At 62.3% G+C, this 22,348-nt stretch carries 21 protein-coding genes and 1 pseudogene; 7 read left to right on the top strand and 15 right to left on the bottom strand.

What is annotated here, in order from left to right; translation table 11 throughout:
* From AC0L2A_RS04870 to AC0L2A_RS04855, 4 genes are all read right to left on the bottom strand, one after another.
* Positions 1-1,131 (bottom strand): HlyD family secretion protein, encoded by a 1,131-nt coding sequence (locus tag AC0L2A_RS04870; RefSeq protein ID WP_473607801.1) that lies wholly within the window; start codon positions 1,129-1,131, stop codon positions 1-3.
* A 115-nt stretch (positions 1,132-1,246) separates the two neighbouring features.
* Positions 1,247-2,011 (bottom strand): lysophospholipid acyltransferase family protein, encoded by a 765-nt coding sequence (locus AC0L2A_RS04865; protein WP_473607799.1) that lies wholly within the window; start codon positions 2,009-2,011, stop codon positions 1,247-1,249.
* The gene (locus AC0L2A_RS04860; protein ID WP_473607798.1) at positions 2,004-2,228 is read right to left on the bottom strand and encodes a hypothetical protein; all 225 of its coding nucleotides are present in this window, start codon (positions 2,226-2,228) and stop codon (positions 2,004-2,006) included. The genes AC0L2A_RS04865 and AC0L2A_RS04860 overlap by 8 nt, the downstream gene beginning before the upstream one ends.
* A gap of 81 nt (positions 2,229-2,309) precedes the next feature.
* On the bottom strand, positions 2,310-2,558 hold the full coding sequence (locus tag AC0L2A_RS04855) for a hypothetical protein (RefSeq protein ID WP_473607796.1): 249 nt from the start codon (positions 2,556-2,558) through the stop codon (positions 2,310-2,312).
* 277 nt (positions 2,559-2,835) lie between these two features.
* Between AC0L2A_RS04855 and AC0L2A_RS04850 the strand changes: the two genes are divergently transcribed.
* The gene (locus AC0L2A_RS04850; protein ID WP_473607795.1) at positions 2,836-4,092 is read left to right on the top strand and encodes a peptidase M16 family protein; all 1,257 of its coding nucleotides are present in this window, start codon (positions 2,836-2,838) and stop codon (positions 4,090-4,092) included.
* Positions 4,089-5,384: a M16 family metallopeptidase gene (locus AC0L2A_RS04845; RefSeq protein ID WP_473607794.1), complete on the top strand. Its 1,296-nt coding sequence runs from the start codon at positions 4,089-4,091 to the stop codon at positions 5,382-5,384. Before AC0L2A_RS04850 ends, AC0L2A_RS04845 begins: the two co-directional genes overlap by 4 nt.
* Here AC0L2A_RS04845 and AC0L2A_RS04840 read toward each other — a convergent pair.
* The 3 genes from AC0L2A_RS04840 to AC0L2A_RS04830 all read right to left on the bottom strand — a co-directional run bounded on the left by AC0L2A_RS04840 (position 5,381) and on the right by AC0L2A_RS04830 (position 9,403).
* Positions 5,381-5,602, bottom strand: coding sequence for an inositol monophosphatase family protein (locus tag AC0L2A_RS04840; RefSeq protein ID WP_473607826.1), 222 nt, complete (start codon positions 5,600-5,602; stop codon positions 5,381-5,383). The genes AC0L2A_RS04845 and AC0L2A_RS04840 overlap by 4 nt on opposite strands.
* A 148-nt stretch (positions 5,603-5,750) precedes the next feature.
* Positions 5,751-8,219, bottom strand: coding sequence for an adenylate/guanylate cyclase domain-containing protein (locus AC0L2A_RS04835; protein WP_473607792.1), 2,469 nt, complete (start codon positions 8,217-8,219; stop codon positions 5,751-5,753).
* An 83-nt stretch (positions 8,220-8,302) separates the two neighbouring features.
* Positions 8,303-9,403: a branched-chain amino acid ABC transporter substrate-binding protein gene (locus tag AC0L2A_RS04830; RefSeq protein ID WP_287121552.1), complete on the bottom strand. Its 1,101-nt coding sequence runs from the start codon at positions 9,401-9,403 to the stop codon at positions 8,303-8,305.
* A gap of 297 nt (positions 9,404-9,700) precedes the next feature.
* On the opposite strand from AC0L2A_RS04830, the gene AC0L2A_RS04825 reads away from it, so the two are divergent.
* Both AC0L2A_RS04825 and AC0L2A_RS04820 read left to right on the top strand, forming a co-directional pair.
* Positions 9,701-10,282 carry a glutathione S-transferase N-terminal domain-containing protein gene (locus tag AC0L2A_RS04825; protein ID WP_473607791.1) on the top strand — a complete coding sequence of 194 codons (582 nt, stop codon included), beginning with the start codon at positions 9,701-9,703 and terminating at the stop codon, positions 10,280-10,282.
* A complete protein-coding gene (locus AC0L2A_RS04820; RefSeq protein ID WP_473607789.1) occupies positions 10,279-11,142 on the top strand; it encodes an alpha/beta fold hydrolase in 864 nt (287 codons plus the stop codon). Before AC0L2A_RS04825 ends, AC0L2A_RS04820 begins: the two co-directional genes overlap by 4 nt.
* Positions 11,143-11,401: 259 nt before the next feature.
* Here AC0L2A_RS04820 and AC0L2A_RS04815 read toward each other — a convergent pair whose 3' ends face one another.
* The 5 genes and pseudogenes from AC0L2A_RS04815 to AC0L2A_RS04795 all read right to left on the bottom strand — a co-directional run bounded on the left by AC0L2A_RS04815 (position 11,402) and on the right by AC0L2A_RS04795 (position 17,577).
* Positions 11,402-13,132 carry an adenylate/guanylate cyclase domain-containing protein gene (locus tag AC0L2A_RS04815; protein ID WP_473607788.1) on the bottom strand — a complete coding sequence of 577 codons (1,731 nt, stop codon included), beginning with the start codon at positions 13,130-13,132 and terminating at the stop codon, positions 11,402-11,404.
* A 201-nt stretch (positions 13,133-13,333) separates the two neighbouring features.
* Positions 13,334-13,651, bottom strand: a pseudogene (locus AC0L2A_RS04810) (IS91 family transposase); the annotation flags it as partial.
* Between the two features lie 84 nt (positions 13,652-13,735).
* On the bottom strand, positions 13,736-14,767 hold the full coding sequence (locus AC0L2A_RS04805) for an aldose epimerase family protein (RefSeq protein WP_473607787.1): 1,032 nt from the start codon (positions 14,765-14,767) through the stop codon (positions 13,736-13,738).
* Between the two features lie 86 nt (positions 14,768-14,853).
* A complete protein-coding gene (locus tag AC0L2A_RS04800; protein ID WP_287360620.1) occupies positions 14,854-16,311 on the bottom strand; it encodes an NAD-dependent succinate-semialdehyde dehydrogenase in 1,458 nt (485 codons plus the stop codon).
* Between the two features lie 318 nt (positions 16,312-16,629).
* On the bottom strand, positions 16,630-17,577 hold the full coding sequence (locus AC0L2A_RS04795) for an AEC family transporter (protein ID WP_287219327.1): 948 nt from the start codon (positions 17,575-17,577) through the stop codon (positions 16,630-16,632).
* 167 nt (positions 17,578-17,744) lie between these two features.
* Between AC0L2A_RS04795 and AC0L2A_RS04790 the strand changes: the two genes are divergently transcribed.
* The gene (locus tag AC0L2A_RS04790) at positions 17,745-18,293 is read left to right on the top strand and encodes a histidine phosphatase family protein (RefSeq protein WP_023802971.1); all 549 of its coding nucleotides are present in this window, start codon (positions 17,745-17,747) and stop codon (positions 18,291-18,293) included.
* Positions 18,294-18,365: 72 nt separating this feature from the next.
* Here the strand turns inward: AC0L2A_RS04790 and AC0L2A_RS04785 are convergent, their stop codons facing one another.
* From AC0L2A_RS04785 to AC0L2A_RS04775, 3 genes are all read right to left on the bottom strand, one after another.
* Positions 18,366-19,340 carry a DUF2332 domain-containing protein gene (locus AC0L2A_RS04785; protein ID WP_473607785.1) on the bottom strand — a complete coding sequence of 325 codons (975 nt, stop codon included), beginning with the start codon at positions 19,338-19,340 and terminating at the stop codon, positions 18,366-18,368.
* 110 nt (positions 19,341-19,450) lie between these two features.
* A complete protein-coding gene (locus AC0L2A_RS04780; protein ID WP_287257850.1) occupies positions 19,451-19,840 on the bottom strand; it encodes a cupin domain-containing protein in 390 nt (129 codons plus the stop codon).
* A 66-nt stretch (positions 19,841-19,906) separates the two neighbouring features.
* A complete protein-coding gene (locus AC0L2A_RS04775) occupies positions 19,907-20,557 on the bottom strand; it encodes an MSMEG_1061 family FMN-dependent PPOX-type flavoprotein (protein ID WP_473607783.1) in 651 nt (216 codons plus the stop codon).
* Positions 20,558-20,985: 428 nt separating this feature from the next.
* Here AC0L2A_RS04775 and AC0L2A_RS04770 point away from each other — a divergent pair, with 428 nt between their 5' ends.
* Together AC0L2A_RS04770 and AC0L2A_RS04765 are read left to right on the top strand one after the other, a co-directional pair.
* The gene (locus AC0L2A_RS04770; RefSeq protein ID WP_473607782.1) at positions 20,986-21,966 is read left to right on the top strand and encodes an asparaginase; all 981 of its coding nucleotides are present in this window, start codon (positions 20,986-20,988) and stop codon (positions 21,964-21,966) included.
* Between the two features lie 55 nt (positions 21,967-22,021).
* A complete protein-coding gene (locus AC0L2A_RS04765; RefSeq protein WP_473607781.1) occupies positions 22,022-22,318 on the top strand; it encodes a class I SAM-dependent methyltransferase in 297 nt (98 codons plus the stop codon).
* The last annotated feature ends 30 nt before the right edge of the window (positions 22,319-22,348 follow it).

Genomic DNA, 22,348 nt, shown 5'->3' with positions numbered 1-22,348 from the left:
TCAAGCCGAAACCCGGGCCTCGAGGCGAAGCAGCGGCGCGAGCAGCAGCCGCCAGAAGGCAACCTTCTCTCTTCGGATATGCACCGTCGCGCTCATCCCGGGTGTCAAGGTTTTTCCGGCCCGGAACGCGTCAAGCGATGCTTTGTCGGGCCTGATGACGGCGCGGAAATTCGTGTCCTGCGGCAGGTCGCCGCTGAACTCGATCTGCTCATTTGGAACTCTCGAAAACAGCTCGATGCTGCCATCGATGAACCCGTATTCGAAGTAGGGGTAGGCGTGGATCGCGATCTTGACGGGCAGGCCCTCTCGCAGTTCACCGATCCTGTCTGCCGGGATGTCCGCTTCAAACAGCTGGCCTCCACCTTCCGCAGCTGTTCCGAACAGCGCGTCGCCGGCTTTGACCACTTCTCCCGCGGAAAAGCCGCGAGGGACCAGCGTGCCGTTATGAGGCATCCTGATCTCGATCGACAGCAGCTCCGTCTCGGCCTGCATCGCGATCGCGATGTCTGCGACGCCGTTGTCCAGCGTCAGCATCTCTTGGTCGTGGTCGTGCATGAGTTCGGCGCGGTCCTGCCGCACCTGCGACAGCTTGCCGTTGAGGTCGTCGAGCCGGATGCGGCTTTCGCGAACCTCGACTTCCCTGTCGGCCAGCAAGTTCCTGATCCTGTCGAGCTGTTCACGCGTAATCAGGCCCTTCGAGAGCGAAGAGAGGTTGCGCTCCAGTTCGTCTTGCTGCCGCCGAACTTCTCTCTCGTGGACTTGCAGCAGGTCCTGCGTCTGTTTCGAGAGCGAAATCGTCGCAGCCTCCATCCGCGCGTTTTCCTTCAGGCGGATCTCGTGATTTTTCCGCAGCTCGTCCTCGCGCTTCAGCAGGCGCTGCCGCTTCCGTTCGAGTTCAGCCTTGCTGACGTCGATGTTCGGAGCGTTCCGGAGTGTCACCAGGTCAAGGTTCCGGATCCGGGCGACCGTATCCCCTTCCCGCAGGTCGATTGGCGTGCGTTCCGAAACCACATAGGTCAGCAGTCCGCTGCGTTCGGCGATAACCGGCGGCAGTCCGCTATCCATGCGCATCACGCCTTCCGCGGTCACCCCCAGTGAAACCTTTATGAAAGTCATGCCGACAAAAGCCATGGCGCAGGCCACAACGACTGCCGTCACGCCGCGCGACCTATGGAGCCGCGCATCCGGGACGGCCGAGGAGATCGTGCTTTGAAGCGCAACCGCAGCCTCGCTGCGGAAAAGTGGTCTATCCATGCGCGGTGTACTTGTCCCAATGCTCCCACATGAACCAGTAGGCCGGATTTTCCGCCACCAATTCCCTCAGGCTGCGGCCGGCGGAACGCATGCAACTCCGGACGAAATCGTCGCGGCCGTCAAACATCCGGGAATCCAGCACGTCGAAAATCTGAACACTTTCCCGCTGAAGCGACACCGGAGCAAGCTGAACGACGACCGCCTGGCCCAAATGACAGAGCTTGGCCCATCCATGGGTCATCCGAAGGCCGGCCCCGAAAAACTCCAGCGGCTCGGTTTCGCCGAAATCGCTGAAAAGGTCGAACAGCACAAAAAGATGAGACCCGGCCCGCATTTCCCTGAGGACAGGCGCAAGGCTGCTTTTCTCGAACGTCCTGTGAACGACTATGGTCCGCTCTCGGCAAAGGGCGGCCCAGAGCAGGTCCTCCTGTTCGTTCCAGCGGTTGCCTCTGAGGGTGATGAACCGCGAAGTCTCCGGAAGGGCATGGGCAACCGCGCGGAAGGTGGAGATGTAGTCTCCCCAGTGCGGACAGACAAATGCAGCCGACCTGCGGCCGTGTACCAGGGGCTGAAGCGCCTGCTGCAAAGTCTCGTCAGGCCGGCCACGCGGCGGCGGCAGCCTGCCATTGACCATGCGCTTGATGAAGCGGTCGTTGGCGCGCAGCTGCCGCGCCATGTCGCGGCGGAACTCACGGATACCGATCCGCCGTGGCAGGAGCGACGAGAGATAGTCCGCGAAACGCTCCCCGCTATCCATAGCTGCTTATGAGCGTGTCTATCGCGTCCCGCGCATAAGGAAAGGCCAGCAGGCCGAGGTAGAGCGCTACCGCGCCGACCAGGAAGCCTCGCCGCCTGCGTTCCACCATCCGCGGGAATGTCAGATGCGTGGTCGGCATCGTGACAAAGGCCGCTCCAACGATGGCGAACGCACCGATGATCGCGAAGAAAATCTCAGGCAATGTGAAGGGTAGCATATGGCCTACCATCCCCTCCCCGCCTCGCCCCAACACGGCCCTCTCCTCGAATCGGGCCGTTCGGAGAGAGGGACCAGGGGTTTATTTTCCACCACCACCGCCGCTGCCGAAGCCGCCGGCCGCGGCTCCAGCCACACCAGCGCCCATCGATAAGCCATGCGAGCCGCGCTCACCCAAGCCCATCGCCCTTCCCGCGCTATAGCCAGCCGCCGCACCGACCCCGTAGCCGGCCGCAGCGCTGGCCACGTCAAAGCCGCCAGCGACCGCATCAATCTCTTCGTCGGTCAGTTCAACGATTTCACAATCCGCCGCAGTTGTAGTGTTCAGCATGCCGCTTCTCCCTGGAGGTCAATTAGCAAGCGTTGAAACGCTTGGTTGCAGGTCAGTGCATCCCCAGATTGCAGCATTTGGGCAGGGCTGCAAACCCACGAACTTCAACGCCGGAACACAAGACGTGAACGGGAGAGGCATTCTAGACGCCGGATGGGCGGCCTATTGATGTAGTCAGGATCTCCATAGATTGTGACCGAAAGCGAGGACAATGCCGTCACTTTGGCGGAAATGGCGCGGGCAGATCGAACCGGCGGACGTTGGTGGCCAGGTCGTTTTGATCCCGGCGGATGCAGCCGAGAACCTTCTCGTCTCCCACTGGATTCCCTCCGGAGGTGCTACGGACGCGGTACCGGGCACGGCGCACATGCTTGAGCACATCATTTTCGAACGCTGCCGCGCGGGCCGGTCGATGAGCCCCGGCGGCCTGGTCAACGCCGTCACCTCCAATTTTTGGACGCGGTTTGACTGGCGATCGGCGCCCGGGGACATAAAGCCGCTGCTCGACGGCGCGTCGTCGGTGCATGACCCCCTCGACGTCCCGCCCGGCCTGCTCGAGCGGCAGCGCGAAATCATCGTGCAGGAGATTCGCGAGCGCTTCGCGCTGCTGCCGGAACTGCAGTGCCTCGCCGAATTCGACGCCGAATTGCTGCAGGGCACGGGGCTGGAAACCTTCCCGACCGGCAGCGTCGACACCGTGGGGCAGATTTCGGCAGGCGATGTTGCGACCTTCCATCGGCTTCACTACGGCCGAAGCAGCGCACTCACCCTCATCGTCGGGGGGCCGACTGCCAACGAGGCCAAGCATGTGGCATCACAAGCACTGCCCGGCTCCAGCTTGCTAGCCGTCGATGAAGCAGGACCGGCCGACTTCCTGGAAACGCACGTGGAGGACAACTCGCCGTCGCAAACTGCTTCGACGGCAAAGCCTGCTTTGACAGCCAAGCCTCTTTTGACAAACAGGCCTCCGGTGAAACAAACGATCGTCTCGGATGCCGTCCGCCGCCAGCGGCTCTTCCGCAGATACGTGCTGGCTCCGGCCATCGGCGCCTTGGCGTTGCCGTTCACGGCCCTGCTGGGAGCATTCCTTGCCAGCCGCGGCCGGGCCAGCTTGCTCGCGGCGCTGGAAAACGTTGGTACCGACCCTGCAGCCGTTGCGGCGGCGTGCCAACTTACCCCGGCGGGGCTGACCGTCGTGAGCATCGCAGCCCCGATCGCCGACGGCGCCGACGCGGATCGAATTGACGATACGGTCGTCTCATACTTCGAAAGACTGTCAGCGAGCGGCATTGCGCCGGCTGATCTCGTGCGGCTGAAGCATCGGCTGGCTGTTGAGGATGAGCAGTTGCGGCCTTCCCAGAGGGCGGCAAGGCTGGGAGAGGACGCCGTGTTCAACGGCCTCAAAGCTGCCCTGGCACGCAATGCTGCCACCGCAATATTCGAGAAAAGTGATTTTGACGCTGGCTTGGCGTCATTCGCCGCGCCGCTAAGAGACGGCGCACTGATACTGAAATCGAAGGACGCAAGCCCATGAAGTCACTTACGTCGCGCCTCAAGGCTATGTTTGTCAGTGACGAAACCCGGCCCGAGGGATTGTCGCTCACCGAGGTCATATCTCCTGGCGGCATCCGTTTTTTGTACCAGTCGTCGAACAAGGGCAACGTCTCGATAGCGTTCGCGTTCAAGGGCGGCACCGCGGAGTCTGGTCTCGGATCGCCTCTGACCGCGATGCTCGCCGCGGGCGTGATCGGAGAAAGCGGAATGCGCAACAGCGGCGGCGAACTGGGTGAAAGGCTTGCCGATTTAGGTGGCGGGCTTCGTCTCGATCCGGCGCCTGAGGCCACGGTCGGCATGCTCACCGCACCAAAGGCAGCCATCCGGGAAGCGGCAAGCATATGCGCCTCCCTCTTGGCGGACTCGCCGCTCGACGAAACCGCATTGGAGAACACGAAGCGCTCGTCGCTGCGAACTCTCGACGAACAAAGCGACAATCCACACGCCATCGCGCACAAAGCGTTCCTGTCCCGACTGGTCCGGCCGCATCGGCTCTTCCAGCATCTCGTCCCGGACGTCGAAAGGATCAGTTCAGTCCGTCTGGAGGACGTGGCGGAGTGGCGCCAGCGCAATTTCGTGCGGAGCCGGCTCATTGCCTGCGTCATCGGCGATTTGGATGAGGCGACAGCCGCGGATTTGATCGACGCTCTCTTCCTGCGGCTCCAGGAGGGAGCGGCCGCGGCAGTCGTGGAAGCGCCGGAATTCCTGCCGGTTCCGGCCGAGCCGGTTCTGGTCCAGGCCAGCTGCGACGAGCAGGTCGTGGTTGGTATCGGCGGTAGATCCGTGTCCACGGATGAACCGAAGACCTGGCTCGCCGCGCGCGCCCTGGCTCATGTCCTTGCCGGAGACCAAAACTCACGGCTTTTTCGCGAGATACGCGACAGCACGGGGAAGACCTACGGTCTGCGGCATCGGTTCGATTTCTTTGCCCCGGCAAGCCTTTTTGTCGTCTTCGGGCTGATTGACGCCAATGGCGCAGGCAAAACCATTCAGTTGATCGAGCAGTCCATAAGCAGGTTCCTCGCTGACGGACCCACGGACGACGAACAGAACAACGCCAGACGCGACATGATGACGACCTACAGGCAGCTGCTGTCGGACAGTGTTTCAAGCTCAAGTGAGATCGTCGCGCTGCGGCTCTTCGGGTGGCCGACAGACGCAATTAACGACGTCGACGACATGATCGCGCGACTGGACCTGCGCGCGCCTGAATACCGGGCGGCGATGTTGAAGGGCCAGCCCCTGACGGTCATTTCCGGAAACGCGAACTAGCACAGTAGATTTGACAGGTCGGGGCCGATCGGCAGCGGGCGTGGATAGTTTAAGCTTGGATCTATCACCCATGTGTAACCCGATCCGCCGGCGAGTGCGGCGTGTTCCTCTCCGATAACACCGTCTTCAGGATATTGCGCCGCAAGCTCCCGGCGGATGAACGTCTCGACATTCCGGTCGGCCTCGTAGACCAGGTCCTGATGACCCTTGCTCTCGATTGTGAGTGTCTCCAGTTGTCGGAAAACCCATCACAAGTCCGGACCTTGCCAGCGCCGTCGGAAGGTCGAGGCTCGAGACGCTGGCCGAGGCACATGCCTAGCTGCGGTTGGTCGACGAGGTGAGCGCTGTAGGAGGCGACGATCCCTCCTACCCAGGCTTGTGACAAAGTCGATCGAGCACGTCTCGAAGCGCAGTCGCGGCTTGGTCACGCTCGTCAGCAGACATCAGCTCGGGCTCAGCTTCCAGTCTGAGATGCGGCAGTTCGGTTCGAACGGCGCGACGGGCAGCGACAAGATTGGCCTTCAAATCGATGACGCGATAAGTGGCGACCGGATAGGCGATCCCTTTGACGTGGATGCGCCCCAGCTCGTCGCAGTCAATCGTGTCCTTCACTTGCGCAAACGTCTCATAAGAAATGAGCACGGTCCCTGGCTGCGCCTCCTGCTCAAGACGTGAGGCGAGATTCACGGCGCCGCCGATTATCGTGTAGTCCATCCGGTCCTCGCTGCCGAAGTTGCCGACAGTGCAGTAGTCGGTGTGGATGCCGATGCGGCAGCGCAGTGGTGTTTCAATTCCAATGTCGCGCCAGACTTCGGCAAGTTCGCTCATCCGCTTCTGCATGGCGAGAGCCATCTGCACGCCGGCGAGCGCGTCCTCCTTGACGCCGCGAGTTTCCGGATCGCCGAAAAACATCAGAATCGCGTCGCCGACATACTTGTCGATCGTCGCGCCATGATCCGAAGCAATTTTCGACATTTCCGTCAGATAGTGATTGAGGATTTGGGTGAGGTCCTCCGACTCCATCTTGTCGGTGGTCTCGGTAAAGCCGGCGATATCCGAGAAGCATATTGTCAGCTTCTTCCGCTGGCTGGCGATCCTGACCTCCTGACGGCCGGTGAATATCGAGTTGTACACCTGGGGCGCCAGGTATTTCGCCAGCTTGCTGGAAAGCGCCTCGAGAGCCGCGGATTTCTCGGCGAGGTTCTCCTCCCGTAGCTTCAGCTCGGTGATGTCCGAGTAGACCGCGACCGTGCCGCCGCCGGTGATCCGCCGCTCGCTTATCATGATCCATCTTCCGTCGCCTCGCCGCTGCTCCCACGGTTCGCCAGGGTTGCGGTGCCGGGAGAGCCGCTCGGCGACCCATTCCTCGAATCGTCCCTCGGCATCCCTGATGTAGCCGCGCTCAGCGGATCGGCGGATGATGTGCTCGAATGTCGTACCGGGCGTCAATTCGATCGCAAGGTCGCTGTAGAGCAGTTCGCGGTAGCGGCTATTGCTAAGGATGAGCCGGTCCTCGCCGTCGTAGAGAGCGAATCCCTCGGAGATGCTCTCGATGGCATCGATGAGCCGCTGGCGCGCTTCGGCGACCTCGCGCAGGTTCTTTTCCTCGACCTCGACTGCAGTGTCCCGGAAGAGCCTGAGCGCCTCGGCCATGCGGCCGATTTCGTCGTGGCCCGCGGCAGGCAATGGCGCACGAAGATTGCCGCCGGCGATTGCGAGCATGCTTTGGCTCACCCCTCCCAGGCGGGCGAGGAGGCTGCGGTCGACATAGAGCCAAACAACCAGAACGGAACTCAAGAGGCTGAGAAAGGCGGAGCCAAGGACAACTCCGGTCCCGTAGCGCTGGACGACCGCGGCTTCGAGACCAGATGCGGTGATCTCGCGGTCTGCCGCAGCGACCAGGCGATCGACGGCAACGGTAAGACTGCGCGACAGCTGATTGTTTTCGGCCAGAAGCTCTTCGCCCTGCGCCAGGACGGCGAACTCGTCCTGCCGCGCCTTCGGGATGCTGTTTCCACCGTCGATCAGTGCCTTGAACTCGTTGACCCGCTGCTGGAAACGGGTTCGCAGCCTATCGTCGATCTCGTTGGAAATCGTGTCCAGAACGGCGAGTGACCGGCGCAGCGGAAACAGGATCAACGCCAGATCGCCTGGCGTCGGCGCGTCCGCCGTGTTGACCAGCGCGTCATTGACCGCCGAGATTTCCTGCTGCGCCTTCTGCTGCGGGATGTAGGCCGCTATCGACTGGACCAGGTCGGCCGTCGCCTCCGCGCCTCGATCGGACGCGAGCGGCGTGTCGGCCGTGACCGCCCGCCATTGCTGGAGTTTGGAATTCATCACGAGCATGCCGGGCGCCACAAGGCGCTGGCTTGCATTTGTCGTAGCCGACAGGCGACGTAACAGTTCCTCTTTGCGCGCCACCACGGTGAGGCGGGCGGCGACAAGGTCGTCGAGGGCGTTGAGATTGCGCCGCAGACCAAGCACCGCAGCCTCGATCTCAGCCACTACCGCCGTGCTAGGCTTGGCGCCTTTGAGAGCGGCAAGCAGTTCCTCGAGGCGCGTCATCTCTGCCGCGATCGCAGTCGAGACCTCGTTATGCTGAGCCTTGCTGGTCGAAGCAAGTGCGGCGGGCGCAGTGGCGGCGACCCGCTCGGCCTGGCGCGACAACTGGAGGGACGCGAGCGCCGACGGCACACGCTCCTTGGTGATGTGGTCGACGACCTCCCCCACCTCGAGGAAGGCATAAAGAGCGGCTGTTGTCGCGAGCACCGCGAAGGTGCTGATACCGAAAAAAGCGAGCAACAGGCGGCCGCGTATGCCGAGACGCTTAAGCATCGCGGCGACGCATTGATTCAGCTGGCGCGGCCGATAGGGTCTGCACAGATTGGCTCAAGGCGATTCGCCGGATCGGTGGTCCATTACTCCAACGGCACGTATTCGCCACCCTTCCAGACATACCATACCCAACTCTGAACAGTGAGGTCGCCCTTATTATCAAAGTCCATACGGCCCAACACAGTGTCAAATTGATTGCCGCGCAGTGATGCAATCACGGCTTGGAGTTCTAGTGAGCCTGCCTTCTCGACCGCCTGCGCCCAGGTCTGGGCGGCGCCGTAACTGTGCAGCGTCCAGGAATCGGGTTCGAAGTTCTCGGCTCGGAATCGTTCGACGACTTTGGCCGCTTCGGCATTTCGACGCGGGTCGGGGACAAAGGTGAAGAGCGTGCCCTCGGCGGCAGGGCCGGCAATCAGCCCAAATGCCTCGGTCGCTGTATCGTCACCCGAGATCAGCTGAACCGAGTAGCCCCGGTCGCGCGCCGCACGGACCATAAGCGCAGCCTCGGTATGATACCCGCCCATGTACAGCACGGCGATATCCGCCCCCTGTAACGTGCTGATCTCGGCCGAGTAGTCGTCTTTCCCGGGAGTGTAGCCTTCATAGATTGATTCGGTCACGCCCCGCTTGTTCAACTGCTTTCTTGTCTCATCGGCGAGACCCTTCCCATAGGTCGTATTGTCGTGAAGGATCGCGATCTTCTTGTCGCTCCAATGATCGGCCAAGTAGTTGCCGGCCTCGAAGCCCTGCGCATCGTCGCGACTGCAGACGCGGAAAACGTTGGCGCGGCCTTGTTCGGTCAACATCGGATTGGTCGAGGACGGCGAAATCTGCAGAATTCCCGCCGCCTCGTACACCTCCGATGCCGGAATCGAGGCTCCAGAGCAGTAGTGCCCGACGACGAAGACTACACCGTCAGCCACCAGCTTTTGGGCAGCAGCCACCGCTTGCTTGGGATCGCAGAAGTCGTCGACCGTGATGAGCCGCACCGGCTCGCCGAGGACGCCGCCCGCCGTATTGATGTCGGCCACAGCCACCTCTGCGCCGCGCTTCAATTGCGTGCCAGTCCATTCGAGCTTTCCGGTCATCGGGCCTGCGACCCCGATCAGCACCTCCGCCCGCGCAGGACAGCTAAGCGCGGCGGCCGCGAGCGCGACAATAGCTACGGTGGTGATACGGTGCATGGATGCACCCCAAAGGCCGTAGCTTACGCCAATCCCGTCAGCGCCGACAGTCCTTTTCCGCGAGCGTCGCATGCGCCCCGACAACCAGAGTCGAGGAAGATACTCGCGTCCCGTCCTGTGCCTCTGCGTGTGCGAGCAATCAGCGAGCAGCTGAGGGGGATCGTGGAACCGCGTTCGCCGCCGCTCGTTTCTTGGTCAAACCGAGGTGGGAGTATCCAATTGTCGGCACGTTGTTGAGCAGATGACCCAGGATTCAACTGGTTGTGAAACCAAGCAGCAGCAGAAGGAGTCGGATCGATGAAGCTTTATTCTGCACCCGGGTTCACCAGCCTGGCCGACCATATCGCGATGCTGGAGGCTGGAATTCAGTTCGACGTGGTCAAGGTCGATATCGAGACCAAGCAGACCGAATGGGGTGGCCGCTATATCGATATCAATCCGAAGGGCTATGTGCCCGCTCTCGTGTTCGACGACGGTGAGGTGCTGACTGAGAATGTCGCGATCCTGGCTTGGGTCGCGGATCGCGCGCCGGAGCTCGCGCCGCAGGGTCATCTGGGCCGCTATCGCCTGCTTGAGATGCTGAGCTTCATCGCGACCGAGATTCACAAGCGCTTTCCCACCTACCTAATGCTTCCTGAAGACGTCAGGGAGCCGATCGCCCAGGAAATACTGCGATGGTTCCGCTTCGCCGCAGGCCGGCTGGAGCGGGGGTATTTGTTCGGAAAGACTTTCACCGTCGCGGATCCCTATCTCTTCCAGCTGGCGCGCGGCGCGGCGGAGCTCGGATTTCAACTGCCCGAGCCGCTTCGCGATTACATCGCGCGCATCGAAGAGCGGCCTGCCGTACAAGCGGCTCTGCGCCGCGAAGGACTGGCATGAACGAGCTGGTGATCCGTGCCGATGGGGTCGAGCTCGCAACGCAGAGCTTCGGCAATCCGGCCCAGCCGCCGATACTTCTCATCATGGGCGGGATGGCCTCGATGCTCTGGTGGCCGGAGGAATTCTGCCGCCGACTCGCCGCACGGGGCCGCTTCGTCATCCGCTACGACCAGCGAGACTCCGGTCTTTCGACCAAATATCCGCCCGGTCGGCCGGGCTATGGCTTTGACGATGCGGTCGAAGACGTCCTTCGCGTGCTCGACGGCTACCGGATCACGGCGGCGCACGTCGCGGGCTTCTCCCAAGGCGGAATGGTCGGCCAAGGTGCGGCGCTCAAACATCCAGAGCGGGTGCGTTCACTGACGGCGATCAGCACCTCGCCGATCGGGGTGAACCGGCCCAGCCTCCCCAAGAGCGGTAAGGCCTGGTTGGAACATATGGCTGTGGACGTGGACTGGTCGAACCGGGCGGAAACCGTCGCATATTGCGTCGAGGACGCGCGCCTGATCGCAGGAACAGCACACCCGTTCGACGAAGCCGAGACCAGAGCCTTCATCGAGCGGGACTTCGACCGTTCTGGCGGCTATCTCAGCGCCACCAACCACAGTGTTCTCTTCGAGATCGGCAAGGCCTGGCAGGGCAGGCTCGCCGAGATCAAGGTACCGCTGCTCGTCATTCACGGCACCGCCGATCCAGTCTTTCCGGTTGAGCACGGCGCAGTACTGGCCGAGGCGGTCGCGGGCGCACGGCTCCTGAAGCTCGAAGGCGGTGGGCACGAGCTGCACCCCGGCCATTGGGACCGGATCATCGAGGCGATCGCCAAACACACGGGTTCGAAGCGAGCGGTCGACCGGCGCTGACAAGATTCTGCCATGCGGCGCGAAGCGGACATCCAACGCGAACGCAGGGAAGACGGCAATGGGTCATCATCGTTGGTTGCGCCCAATGATAGCTATCGGGGAAGGAAATCGGTCCGGACCGGAGTCAATCCTTCGCGTTCGGCAAGGACTCGGATGCGCGCCAGAAGGAGCCTTCAGTGGAAGGCAATCACGCTCAGGATGACGCACGCCTCCAGACTAGGTAGTCGGGCCACGTCGGGGTCAGGGCTACGAGACGACGTCATACGGGCAGGCCTGCCTTGCGGTAGCCCTCAAGCCAGCGTTCGCGGTCTTCTTGATGAGCGATCATGCGCATCTGCGAAGCAATCATGGTCTTTGGGTCCGGCTTGGGGGCTGGACTTCGATGGAAAGCCGCGACAGCCGCTTTCGACTCCTCGATGCGACCCAGCTGTGCGTGCGCTGCAGCTTCGATCAGGTGCATATAGGCCGGCACATCGTGCCTGTGCCTGAGGATCCCAATTACTGTCTCGTATTCTCCCAACATGAAGTGGCAGTCGCACAGCACCTCTGATCTGGCATCATCCGGCGCCAAAGGGTCGATCCTCTGCATTTGGGAGAAGATTTCGATCGCCTCGGATGGTCGACCCAGATGGGCGAGAACAAATCCGCGGCTGAAGAGAGCCGATGCATCATTCGGATTGCTCGCCGTTGCACGCGCGGAGTGAAGATCGGCAAGCTCATGCATGCCGCTCGTGATATAGGCGGAAGCGGCAGCCGCATTGACTTCGGTATCGCCGCCGTCGAGCGCCACTGCGCGCGCCGCATGATGGCACGCGCGTTCGATCGCAATCTCCGGTTCAAGGCCCAACGCATAGATGCCATAGGCAAAGGCGGTGGCGATCTGCGCGTGCGCGGCCGCATAGTTCGGATCGGCCTCGATCGCTTTCTCCAGATGAACCAAGGCACTTTGCAGACCATCAGTGGAGTGAAACAGAGCCCAACGTCCCCGCAGCAAATGGTCGAAGGCTGTGAGGTTCGCCGGCGGCCTCCGGCGCGCGTGCTCGACTGCGATTCGACCAAGATGCCCCGGTATTGTACCGACGATTGCTTGCACGACCTCGTCCTGGACCTCGAAAATGGAGTCGAGCGTGCGGTCATAGCGTTCCGCCCACACGTGCGCCCCAGTCGTTGCGTCGATTAGCTGGGCTGTTATGCGTACCCAGTTCCCGGCCTTGCGCACGCTGCCTTCGACGATCCAGCGCACGCCGAGTTCGCGCCCGACGTCCTGGATCCTCGGCGACCGCCCTTTGTAGTAAAATGAGGAATTGCGCGCGATGACCAAGAGGCTCTTGAAGCGCGAGAGTTCCGTGATGATGTCTTCGGTCATGCCGTCCGCGAAGTACTCCTGCTCGGGATCACTGCTCATGTTCACAAACGGCAAGACGGCGATGGCAGGCTTCTCGGCTGTGACTCTGGGCGTCACGACCGCAACAGCCGGTGTTCCGGCGACCCGATAGATCCGAACCGGCTCGGCGATGTTCTTCAGGTTCTGCGTACCGAGATCGTCGAAGCCTACTTGGACTTTGTTCCTGATGTGGTCATGCGCGGTCCCGGAGACCAGGATGGAACCCGGTTCGGCGATGCTTTCGAGCCTCGCGGCGATGTTGACGCCGTCGCCATAGAGATCACTGCCTTCGACAATGACGTCACCCAGATTGACGCCGATGCGCAGCACGATCCGCCGCTCCTCAGGCTGATCGCTGTTTGCGGCGGCCATGCCCTCCTGGAGCTCGACCGCGCATTGCACGGCGTTAACAGCGCTGGCGAACTCCACCAGCACGCCATCGCCGGCGACCTTGAAGATGCGTCCGCGATGCTTGGCAACCAGGGGCCTCAGCACCTCCTTGCGGCGGATCTTGAGGGCAGCCAGCGTGCCGGCTTCGTCGACCTCCATCAGGCGGCTAAAACCGACTACATCCACTGCCAGAATCGCGGCCAAACGGCGTTCCATGCTTATCCCTGGAAAGGCTGACCAGACGGGCACCATACCACCTAACCGTCGTGCTGTGTGCACCGATGCGGTGGGCTCTCATTCTGTTTCGATCGCCACGCCCGCCTCAGGTCACGGCCTGCCGTCGGGCGGCCGCGAAGGAACGTAGAGAAGCGTCATATCTTCTCTTGGGACTGGTTGTGATGGATGGCGACCCGGCACCCCGGGGCGGCAGCCGATCCAGCGGGTGCTATCCGGCGACAGTCCCCCGCCAGGCACGATAATGTGAACCTGCGGGTGATGCGTCAGCGCCGATCCCCAGGTGTGCAGCACGCTGGTCATGCCGATGCGTGCGCCGAGGCGCTTGTGATCGGCCGCGATCGTGGTCAGCGTCTCGGCCGACGCCCGAAACAGCAGGTCATAGACAGCCTTCTTGTTCCAATAAGTGATCTGCGCGATCTCGGCAGGCAGGGTGAAAACCACGTGGAAATACTCCACGGGCAGCAGGTCTTCGGCACCGGCGGCCATCCAGTCCCGCGCCGCAAAGGACGTTCTTTGAACTTTGTGCACGGTCCTGTCCGGACCGAAGGTAAGCGCAGCAAAAGCCGGTACCGGCTTCCGGCGTCAAGCGCCAGGCAGTCGGAACCGGTATTCCGTCACATGATGGTAGATCTGGCCCGGCCATAGCGTGGCCTGTGGGAAATACGGCCGGTTCGGCGCATCCGGCCAGACCTGCGGCTCCAGGCAAAAGCCCGAATAAGCCTTGTAATGAACTCCCCCGAGCCCCGGCGAAGCTGGCGCCAGATACTGGCCGGTATAGAGCTGGACGCCCGGTTCCGTGGTCCACAGCTCCATCTCGACGCCGGAATTCGCGCCTTGCGCCCATGATGCCAGCTTGAGCGACCCGCGCGTCGAGGCAAGGCAGAAATTCTGGTCGTAGGGGAGCTGCCTGCCCTCGCTCTCCATGCGCAGCGGCCGCGCCTGACGGAAATCGAACGGCGTGCCGTCGACCGGCTTCACGACGCCGGTCGGGATCAGGTCGCCATCGACCGGAAGATACGCGCCGGCGTTCAGCATCAGCCGGTGATCGAGGACATCGCCGGCGCCGCCGTCATCCAGGTTGAAATAGGAATGCTGGGTGAGATTGCACAGCGTCGGCTCCTCGCAGGTGGCGGTCAGCTCGACGCTGAGCGTGCCTGGGATCTTCAACCTGTAGGTGCAGGTCACGTCGAGCGCGCCGGAAAAGCCCATCGTGCCGTCGGGATCATGCAGCGTCAGGGTGACAAAATCCCTGCCATGCAGCGAAACCTCCCATGGCCGGTGCGAAAAACCTTGCGAGCCGCCATGCAGCGTGTGCTTGTCGAGGAAGTTGCGCTCGGTCTGGTAGCGCTGGCCGGCGATGGTGAAGCGGCCATCGCGGATACGGTTGGCATAGCGTCCGACGACGGCGCCGAAGAAGGCCGTATCCGTTTCATAGGGCTCAAAACTGTCATAGCCGAGCACCAGCGGCGCATCGTGGCCGGCCAGGCGCAGATCCTGAATGATGGCGCCAAGCCCGATGATGTTGGCGGTGAGGCCGCCGCCGCGGATGCTGAAGCGGCGGATGGCCTCGCCCGCTGGCGTCGTACCAAAAACCTCGCCGTCCTTCATCGCCATGCCCGAAACGCCAGTTGGTTGATCGATCCCCGCCCGGCCTCTCGGGCCGGTTTGGATCCATTGGCAGTCAATTGACCCCTGCCCAATCAGAGGCCGAGGCCGCCGATGCAGACATATTTGGTGTCGAGATAATCCTCGATGCCCTGATGTCCGCCTTCCTTGCCGAGGCCCGATTCCTTGACGCCGCCGAACGGCGCCTCGGGCGTGGTGATCAGCCCTTCATTGACGCCGACCATGCCGTATTTCAGCCCTTCCATGACCCGGAAGGCGCGGCCGAGATCGCCGGTGTAGAAATAGCAGGCGAGGCCGAACTCGGTATCGTTGGCGAGCGCGATCGCCTCCTCTTCGGTTTCGAACTTGAACACGGGCGCTACCGGGCCAAAGATCTCTTCCTTCATGAAGCGCATCTTCGGTGTGGCATTGGCGATCACCGTCGGCTGGAAGAACGAACCGCCGAGCGCATGGCGCTTGCCGCCGGCGACGATCTTGCCGCCCTTGGCGGTGGCGTCGGCGATCAGTTCCTCGACCTTCTCGACCGCCTTCTCGTCGATCAGCGGCCCCTGCTGCACGCCGTCATCGAGGCCGGAACCGACCTTCAGCCCGTCGCTGGCGGCGGCGAGCTTTTCGACGAACTTGTCGTAGACACCAGCCTGGACCAGGAAGCGGTTGGTGCAGACGCAGGTCTGGCCGGAATTGCGGTATTTGGCGGTGATCGCGCCGGCGACGGCGCGCTCGATATCGGCGTCGTCGAAGACCAGGAACGGCGCGTTGCCGCCGAGTTCCATCGACACCTTCTTGACGGTGACGGACGACTTCTGGATCAGGATCTTGCCGACCTCGGTCGAGCCGGTGAAGGTGATCTTCTTGACCAGCGGGTTGGCGCAGATCTCGTCGCCGATCTCGCCGGCGGCGCCGGTCAGGATGTTGATGACGCCCTTGGGGAAGCCGACTTCCTCGGCGAGCGCGCCCCAGGCAAGGCCGGAATAAGGCGTCTGCGACGCCGGTTTGACGACCGCGGTGCAGCCAGCGGCAAGTGCTGGGCCGAGCTTGCGGGCCAGCATCGAGGACGGGAAATTCCACGGCGTGATGGCGGCGATGACGCCGACCGGCTCCTTGGTCACCAGGATGCGGCGATCCGCCCAGGGCGACGGCACGACATCGCCATAGGTGCGGCGGCCTTCTTCGGCGAACCACAATATGTAGGAGGCTGCCGAACCGATCTCGCCCTTCGATTCGAACAGCGACTTGCCCTGCTCGATGGTCAGCAGCTCGGCCAGCACATCCTGGTTGTCCATCATGGCGTCATGCAGCTTGCGCAACAGCTTCGAGCGCTCGAGCGCGGTGGTCTTGCGCCATGTCTGGAAGGCGGCGTCGGCAGCTTCGATGGCGCGGCGCGTCTCGACCTTGCCCGACTTCGGCACGGTGCCGATCTTGAGGCCGGTGGCCGGATTGTTGACGTCGACCGTCTGGCCGCTGTCGGCCTGCACCCACTCGCCGTTGATGAGATTGGCCTGGCGCATGAAATGGCTGGTTTTCTGAAGCATGGTCTAGCCTCCGTTCGGCGCGCTGACGGGCCGCTATCTGGATTTCCTTGACGGGCGTGCGCACTGGCATCGATGCCGGCACGCCTGGAGCCACTGCTCTTTACCTAGGGCAAGCCCCGCAATCAATCGCAAGATGGCATATAGGGTTTGGGCCAGCACATGGCGAGGCCGATTTGCGCTCCCGTTGTTGCTTGAGGGTGTGTGAGGAAACGACCGGACCGGCGGCTCCCGAGAACCGGAACGGAGCGTAACGTTTGGGTGTATGAGCACCTGAAGCGCCAGGAACCCGCCCTTCGCAGGCATCAATATCGATCATACCTATCCAAACACGTGGACCACCACCGTCAGCCAAAAGGCCGTGGTGACGACCGCGCAGGCGGTGGCGATGGTCATCTGGTTCGATGCCAGCGCCTGGCCGGTGTTGAACTGCGTCGCAATCAGGTAGGAATTCACCCCGGATGGCAGCGCGGCCGCCACGACCGCGACTTTCGCCGACAGCGGCGGCAGGCCAAGCAGCCAGACCAGGCCGAGCGCGACGGCCGGCATCAGCATCAGCTTCAGCGCCGACAGCGCCAGCGCCGGCCGCACATTGCCGGAGATGCCGAAACGGCATAGGCCCAGCCCCATGGCAAACAGCGCGACCGGTCCGGCGATGTTGGCCAGCGCGTCGACCAGCCGGACCGCCAGCGCCGGCAATGGCAGGCCGGTGATGCGCCACACCCATCCGGCCAGGATGCCGATGATCAGCGGATTGGAGAGCAACTTTCGAAAGAAGCGCCGGATGATGCGCAGCGGATGCACATGCTCGTCGCCGCGGCCAAAGATCTCAAACAGGATGATCGATGCCATGATCATCGTCGGCAGATGCACGGAAATCAGCAGCGACAGCACTTCGAATCCACTTGGCCCGAATGTGCCGAGGAAGAACGGGATGCCGAGCAGGACGAGGTTGGAAAAAGCCGACGACACGCCGCCGACGACCCCGGCACGCGAGTCGCGCCCGAACACCCGGGTGATGACCAGGTGGCCTGCGGCCCACGTCACTGCGGCAGCCGTAAAATAGGCTCCCCAGAACAACCAGGGCGCGGTGCCATGGAAATCGGCGTTGACCATGGTGCGGAACAGAAGCAGCGGCATCGCCACCCCGACGGCGAATTCGGCGATGGCCCCACCCGCCTCGGCCTTCAGATAGCCGGTGAGCCCGGCCAGATAGCCGAGCGCGACAAGGCCGAAGACAAAAAGGACGGTTTCGATGAGTGGGGACATTTTTCCCCTGATAGGCGAGCCGGGATTTGAGCGCAACCGCCCCGCCTGGCAAAGCGGTCGGTTCTTGCAAACAGCCGGGATAGGTGATGCCTTGTTTTTCAGCCGGCTTTGCCGTCCCTATATGCGGTCACCGGAACCCACCTCCGGTGACCGGAAAAGGACGCCTGATGCTTCGATCTGTGCTGGCTCTATTGCTGCTCGTCATTCCCGCCGCGGCCCACGCGACCGAAGCCGGCTGGGCGCTGTTGCGCGACGGCGGACATGTCGTGCTGCTTCGCCATGCCATGGTCACCGGCACCACCGATCCGGCGAATTTCGACATCGAGAAATGCGCCACCCAGGTCAATCTCTCGGTGCGCGGCAAGCAGCAGGCACGCAAGATCGGCGCGCTTTTCGACGCCCGCGCGGCGCCGGTCGAGCGCGTGCTGTCCAGCCGCTATTGCCGCGCCCTCGACACGGCTCGCACCGCTTTCAGGGAAGAGCCCGAACCCTTCGCTCCGCTTGACCTGCTGAAGACCGACGCGAGCGAGAAAGCCGCCCAGCTCGAGGCGATCATGAACGAGATCAGCGCCTATTCCGGCTCCGACAATGTGGTCATGGTCACCCATCTGGAGAACATCATGGCGCTCACCGGCATCTCGCCGCGCGAAGGCGAAGCCGTGATCGTCGAGCCGCAAGGCGACGGCCTGCGCGTGCTCGGCCGCGTCACTTTCTAATCTGGGCTGGAGCCAGTTGAAGCGTTCGCCAGTGGTGAAATCTAACGCTTGGGTCCCTAAACGGAATACCGCCTACGGCTCGTCCGCGATCCATTCGAGCGAGGCGCCATGCGGGTCGGTCCAAGCGACAGGGGAGCCGTTCACAGATAGGAGGAAGCGGCCTGGCGGCCAGCTTTTTCCGGCGCGTGTGGCGATGGACGGGAATACGCGAGGGAATTCGTTCGATACCCAATACGGAGAAAGACGCATCACCTGTTCTGCGAAGGCCTCTCTGTCTGCCGGATCGGAGACATAGTCGAGGACGGCTGTGTGAAAGACAACGAGGGTAGCGTCCTTTGGCGCTTCGCTGCAGAGCCGCACGAGGTCGCTCCCGCGCAGGTCGCCCTTCACCATCCGAGGCTTGACTGTGGCAGCGATCATTAGGGCCGCCCGCAGATTGGCAAGCCGCGCCGTCTGCTCCGGCCAGACCAGCGTCTCAAGCCATGCGACTTGCGAGGGGTTTGAAACATCGATCGGGCTCAGGTCCAATCCCGCTCGCCAGACGACATGCGGCGGGGCCGTCGGGAATGGCGTTGTCTCGCTGGCCGAGCATCGGAAGACAGGCGGTTCCCAGGCCATGACGGGTGCGCGGAGCACCGTGCGCCCGTAGTCGTAGCTATAGAGGTCGGGCATAAGGCAGAGCCCTGCGGAAGTCCCGACCTCCAGGAGGGCCAGCGGCTGCGGCAGGCGCGCCAGGACGGGCAGCAGTGTGGCGCACCTTGCCGGCTCGTTGGTTTGCGTCGAGCGCTCGAGCATGAGCGAGCGGACAAGCTCGGGATGCGCCAGAAGCGCCTGGCGAAACTCGGTCCACCCTGTCGGTGTGCCGAACAGGTGACGCACCACGGCAAGCAGAAGATTCGGTTGCCGCTTGATGTCCGGGAGGGTCGACAGGAAGCCGAGTATTTCGCGGTCGCCAGCGACCGCACGAGCCAGATCCTCGTAGAGCGGTGAGCGACTGCGAGCTTCCGTGTCGGCGAAGCGAAGATACCGGGCTGAGATCTCTGCCAAGCCCTCCTCGCCCATGTCCGCTGATCCCCGATCCCGACGTCTCGTCGCAGTACACGATCCACGGATCAGATTGGAGCCAGGCGCGGGTCCCGTCGTCAAGATGGCGGGTGTTACGCTTTTGCGGTAGCCCAATGCCTCGTCACTTCCGGCTGCCCCTCGAAAGAGGCCTCGAAGGTTGGCGCGGCCAGTATGGCCTGCATGTGCAATGTCGCGCTTCCGGTATTGCGAAAGCCATGCCAGCGGCCGGCCGGCACGATGACTGATTGTCCCGTCGATACTGTTTCTCGTTCATCATCCAACCACAGCTCGGCTTGGCCTTCCAGCACGGTCAAGACTTCCTCGACGGGATGGGTGTGAGTACGTGTGCCACTTCCTGGTGCGACCCACTGTTCGAATATGCAGAGCGTGGCTGCCTCGGTGACCGCAGAAACGCGCATTCTGGTCGACACGCCGGGACGCCACTCTTCTGTCGGCTGAAGGTTATGATCGATAATCTGCATGATCCCCTCTGTTGGCAGAGTAGCACGCCGCGTCAGCATGAAGCCGGCAACCGGTGGTTCATCAAGTTAGTAGAGCCGGTCGTGATTACCCGTGTCGATGATCGTTTGCATCTCCTCAACCGTCTCCGCGAGTTTGCCGTGGGCGACCAACATCTCCGCAAACGAGGGAAGGTTGCTGGTATCAGGCCACGCATCCGGCTGCCACAAGCCCGAGCGGACCATGCACTTCGGGCAATGAGAAAGTACGTGCGAGATCTCGATGACGAGTATGTGCTCAGGGAGCTTACGGTTGACAGCCATGGCCTCACGCAGCTCAGCATCGCGGACGATGAGCGCCTTGCCGGCCACGCGAAGCGTGTAGGTCACACCGGGGATTACGAAAATCAGGCCGACATTCGGGTTGCTCAGGACGTTACGGAAAGTATCGAGTCGACGATTGCCGGGGCGGTCTGGAATGGCGAGAGTTCTCTCGTCCAGCACCTTGACGAAGCCGGCGGGATCACCCTTTGGCGAGACGTCGAGCATGCCATCGGCGCCGGCGGACGCTACGAACACAAAAGGCGCATGAGCAATGAAGCGGCGAGCATGTTCGTCAATTACTCGAACGACCTTGGCAACTGCTCGGTCTGTGGGGGCCCCCAAAACCGCTCGCAATTGCTCTTCGCTCGTGATGACATCGCGGAAACGGCGCCGAGGACTGCTCTCGTCGTCTTGCATGATGCCGGCCCCTTCTCCGCGTGCCTACGCAGTATGACGCAAAGAATCGCGCGTGCGCAACTCCATTGACGAGCCATTCCCTGCCGGCGTCGCGTTCTGGCATTGAGCCGTTCAGCCGTGCGACTGAAAGTCGGCTCACCACCCCAGCCAGTCGTTCGACGCTCATCTCGGGCGTTCTGCGGCTCAGGTATTTGAACCACGGGACGCGCCATTTGCTGACATCTGTGGCGCTTCTCAAAAGCTGCCCTTTGCGCAAGAGCTCAGGTCGACCCTTCTTTGCGCTTCCCATTGAGATGACCTTCGGCAAGTCTGACCCAATGAGATGTTCCCAATAGGGAACAGGATATCCCTGAACTTCTGTGTTCATTTGAAATTCAATCCGCTACGTTCTAGCCGACCATCAACCCCTCCGTCCGAAAGCAGGCCGCATGGCGTGTATCTGGCTGATTACCACCGGAGGTACCATAGCTTCGCGGCATGTTGATGCTGAAGATCATGTCGTATCGACCATCGACGGCGAAAAACTTCGGGGCACGATTCAAGACATTCCTCCCGGCGTCGACATTAGACTTGACGACTTCATGAATATCGTCAGTTGCGCAATGACGCTGCCAATGGCGTTTGGTCTGGCTCAGCGGATCAACTTGCACCTTGTTGAAGACGATTGCATCGGCGTGGTGGTCACCCACGGTACCGATACGATGGAGGAAAGCGCCTACCTCGCGGATTTGCTTTTAGCGAATGAAAAGCCAGTGGTGTTTACTGGCGCACAGCGCAGCGCCGATGATTCAGCCAGCGACGGACCGCGCAATGTCACCGACGCCGTCCGGCTTGCGGCATCGCCGTTGGCGAGGGCTCTCGGTGCGGTTGTGCTTCTGGAACAACACTTCCACGCCGCGCGTGACGTCACAAAGGCACATACGTCCCGGGTCGACGCATTTGTCTCGCGAAACCACGGCAAGCTCGGCGAAATCGACGGCGCCGCTGTAAGCGTATCGCGCCGACCTATCCTTCGGAAAACTTTTGCGGCGAGCGCGATCGAACCGAGGGTGGATCTCATACGCATGGTGCTTGGCTCCGATGACCGCGTGATCCGCCATGCGGCGGCAAGCGGCTCGCGGGCGATCGTGCTCGAAGGCTTCGGCAGGGGAAACGCGACGCCCGCCGTCGCAGCGGCCGTTGGAGACATCATCGCCGACGGCGTTCCGGTATTCGTGGCGTCGCGATGTGGCGAAGGTCGCGTCTCGCCGATTTATGGCAATGGCGGTGGCAAGGATCTGGAGAAAGCCGGGGCAGTCTTTGCCGGCGATCTCACCGGACCCAAGCTGCGGATCCTGGTTTCCGTGTTGTTGGGGATGGGAATGACCCTAGAGGAAATGCGCCCCGAGCTTGCTGCAATAGGTGGGTGAATGTGCTTCCTGCCAGAGGCTCTTCCTTATCGTCGGACCCGAAAGGAAACACGCTATGCAGCTCGTAAACAATCCGTTGGCAGTTGTCAGATCGGTGCGATCGTCGATCGCCGGGCTTAGGCTTCTTGACATCGGCTGCGGTACCGGCGGCTTTGCAGGGCAGCTTGTTGCCGAGGGCGCTGACCTGAGCGGCATCGATCCGGCGGCAGATGCCATTAGGGAAGCGGCGGCGGCGGTTCCGCAGGCGAGCTTCGTTGAAGGTGGGGTGGAGGCATTGCCTTTTGACGACGCAGGTTTCGACATTGCCGTTATGGTGGCGCGGCGCTGTTCCGGGAGACGAAGCGAAGGGTAAAGTTCCACCCTTAGCGGCAGTTAGTTTAAG

The sequence above is a fragment of the Mesorhizobium sp. WSM4844 genome (genome assembly GCF_055811775.1).
Note: the sequence above shows the minus strand (reverse complement) of the source record. Positions and strands in the feature narration are given on the sequence as shown.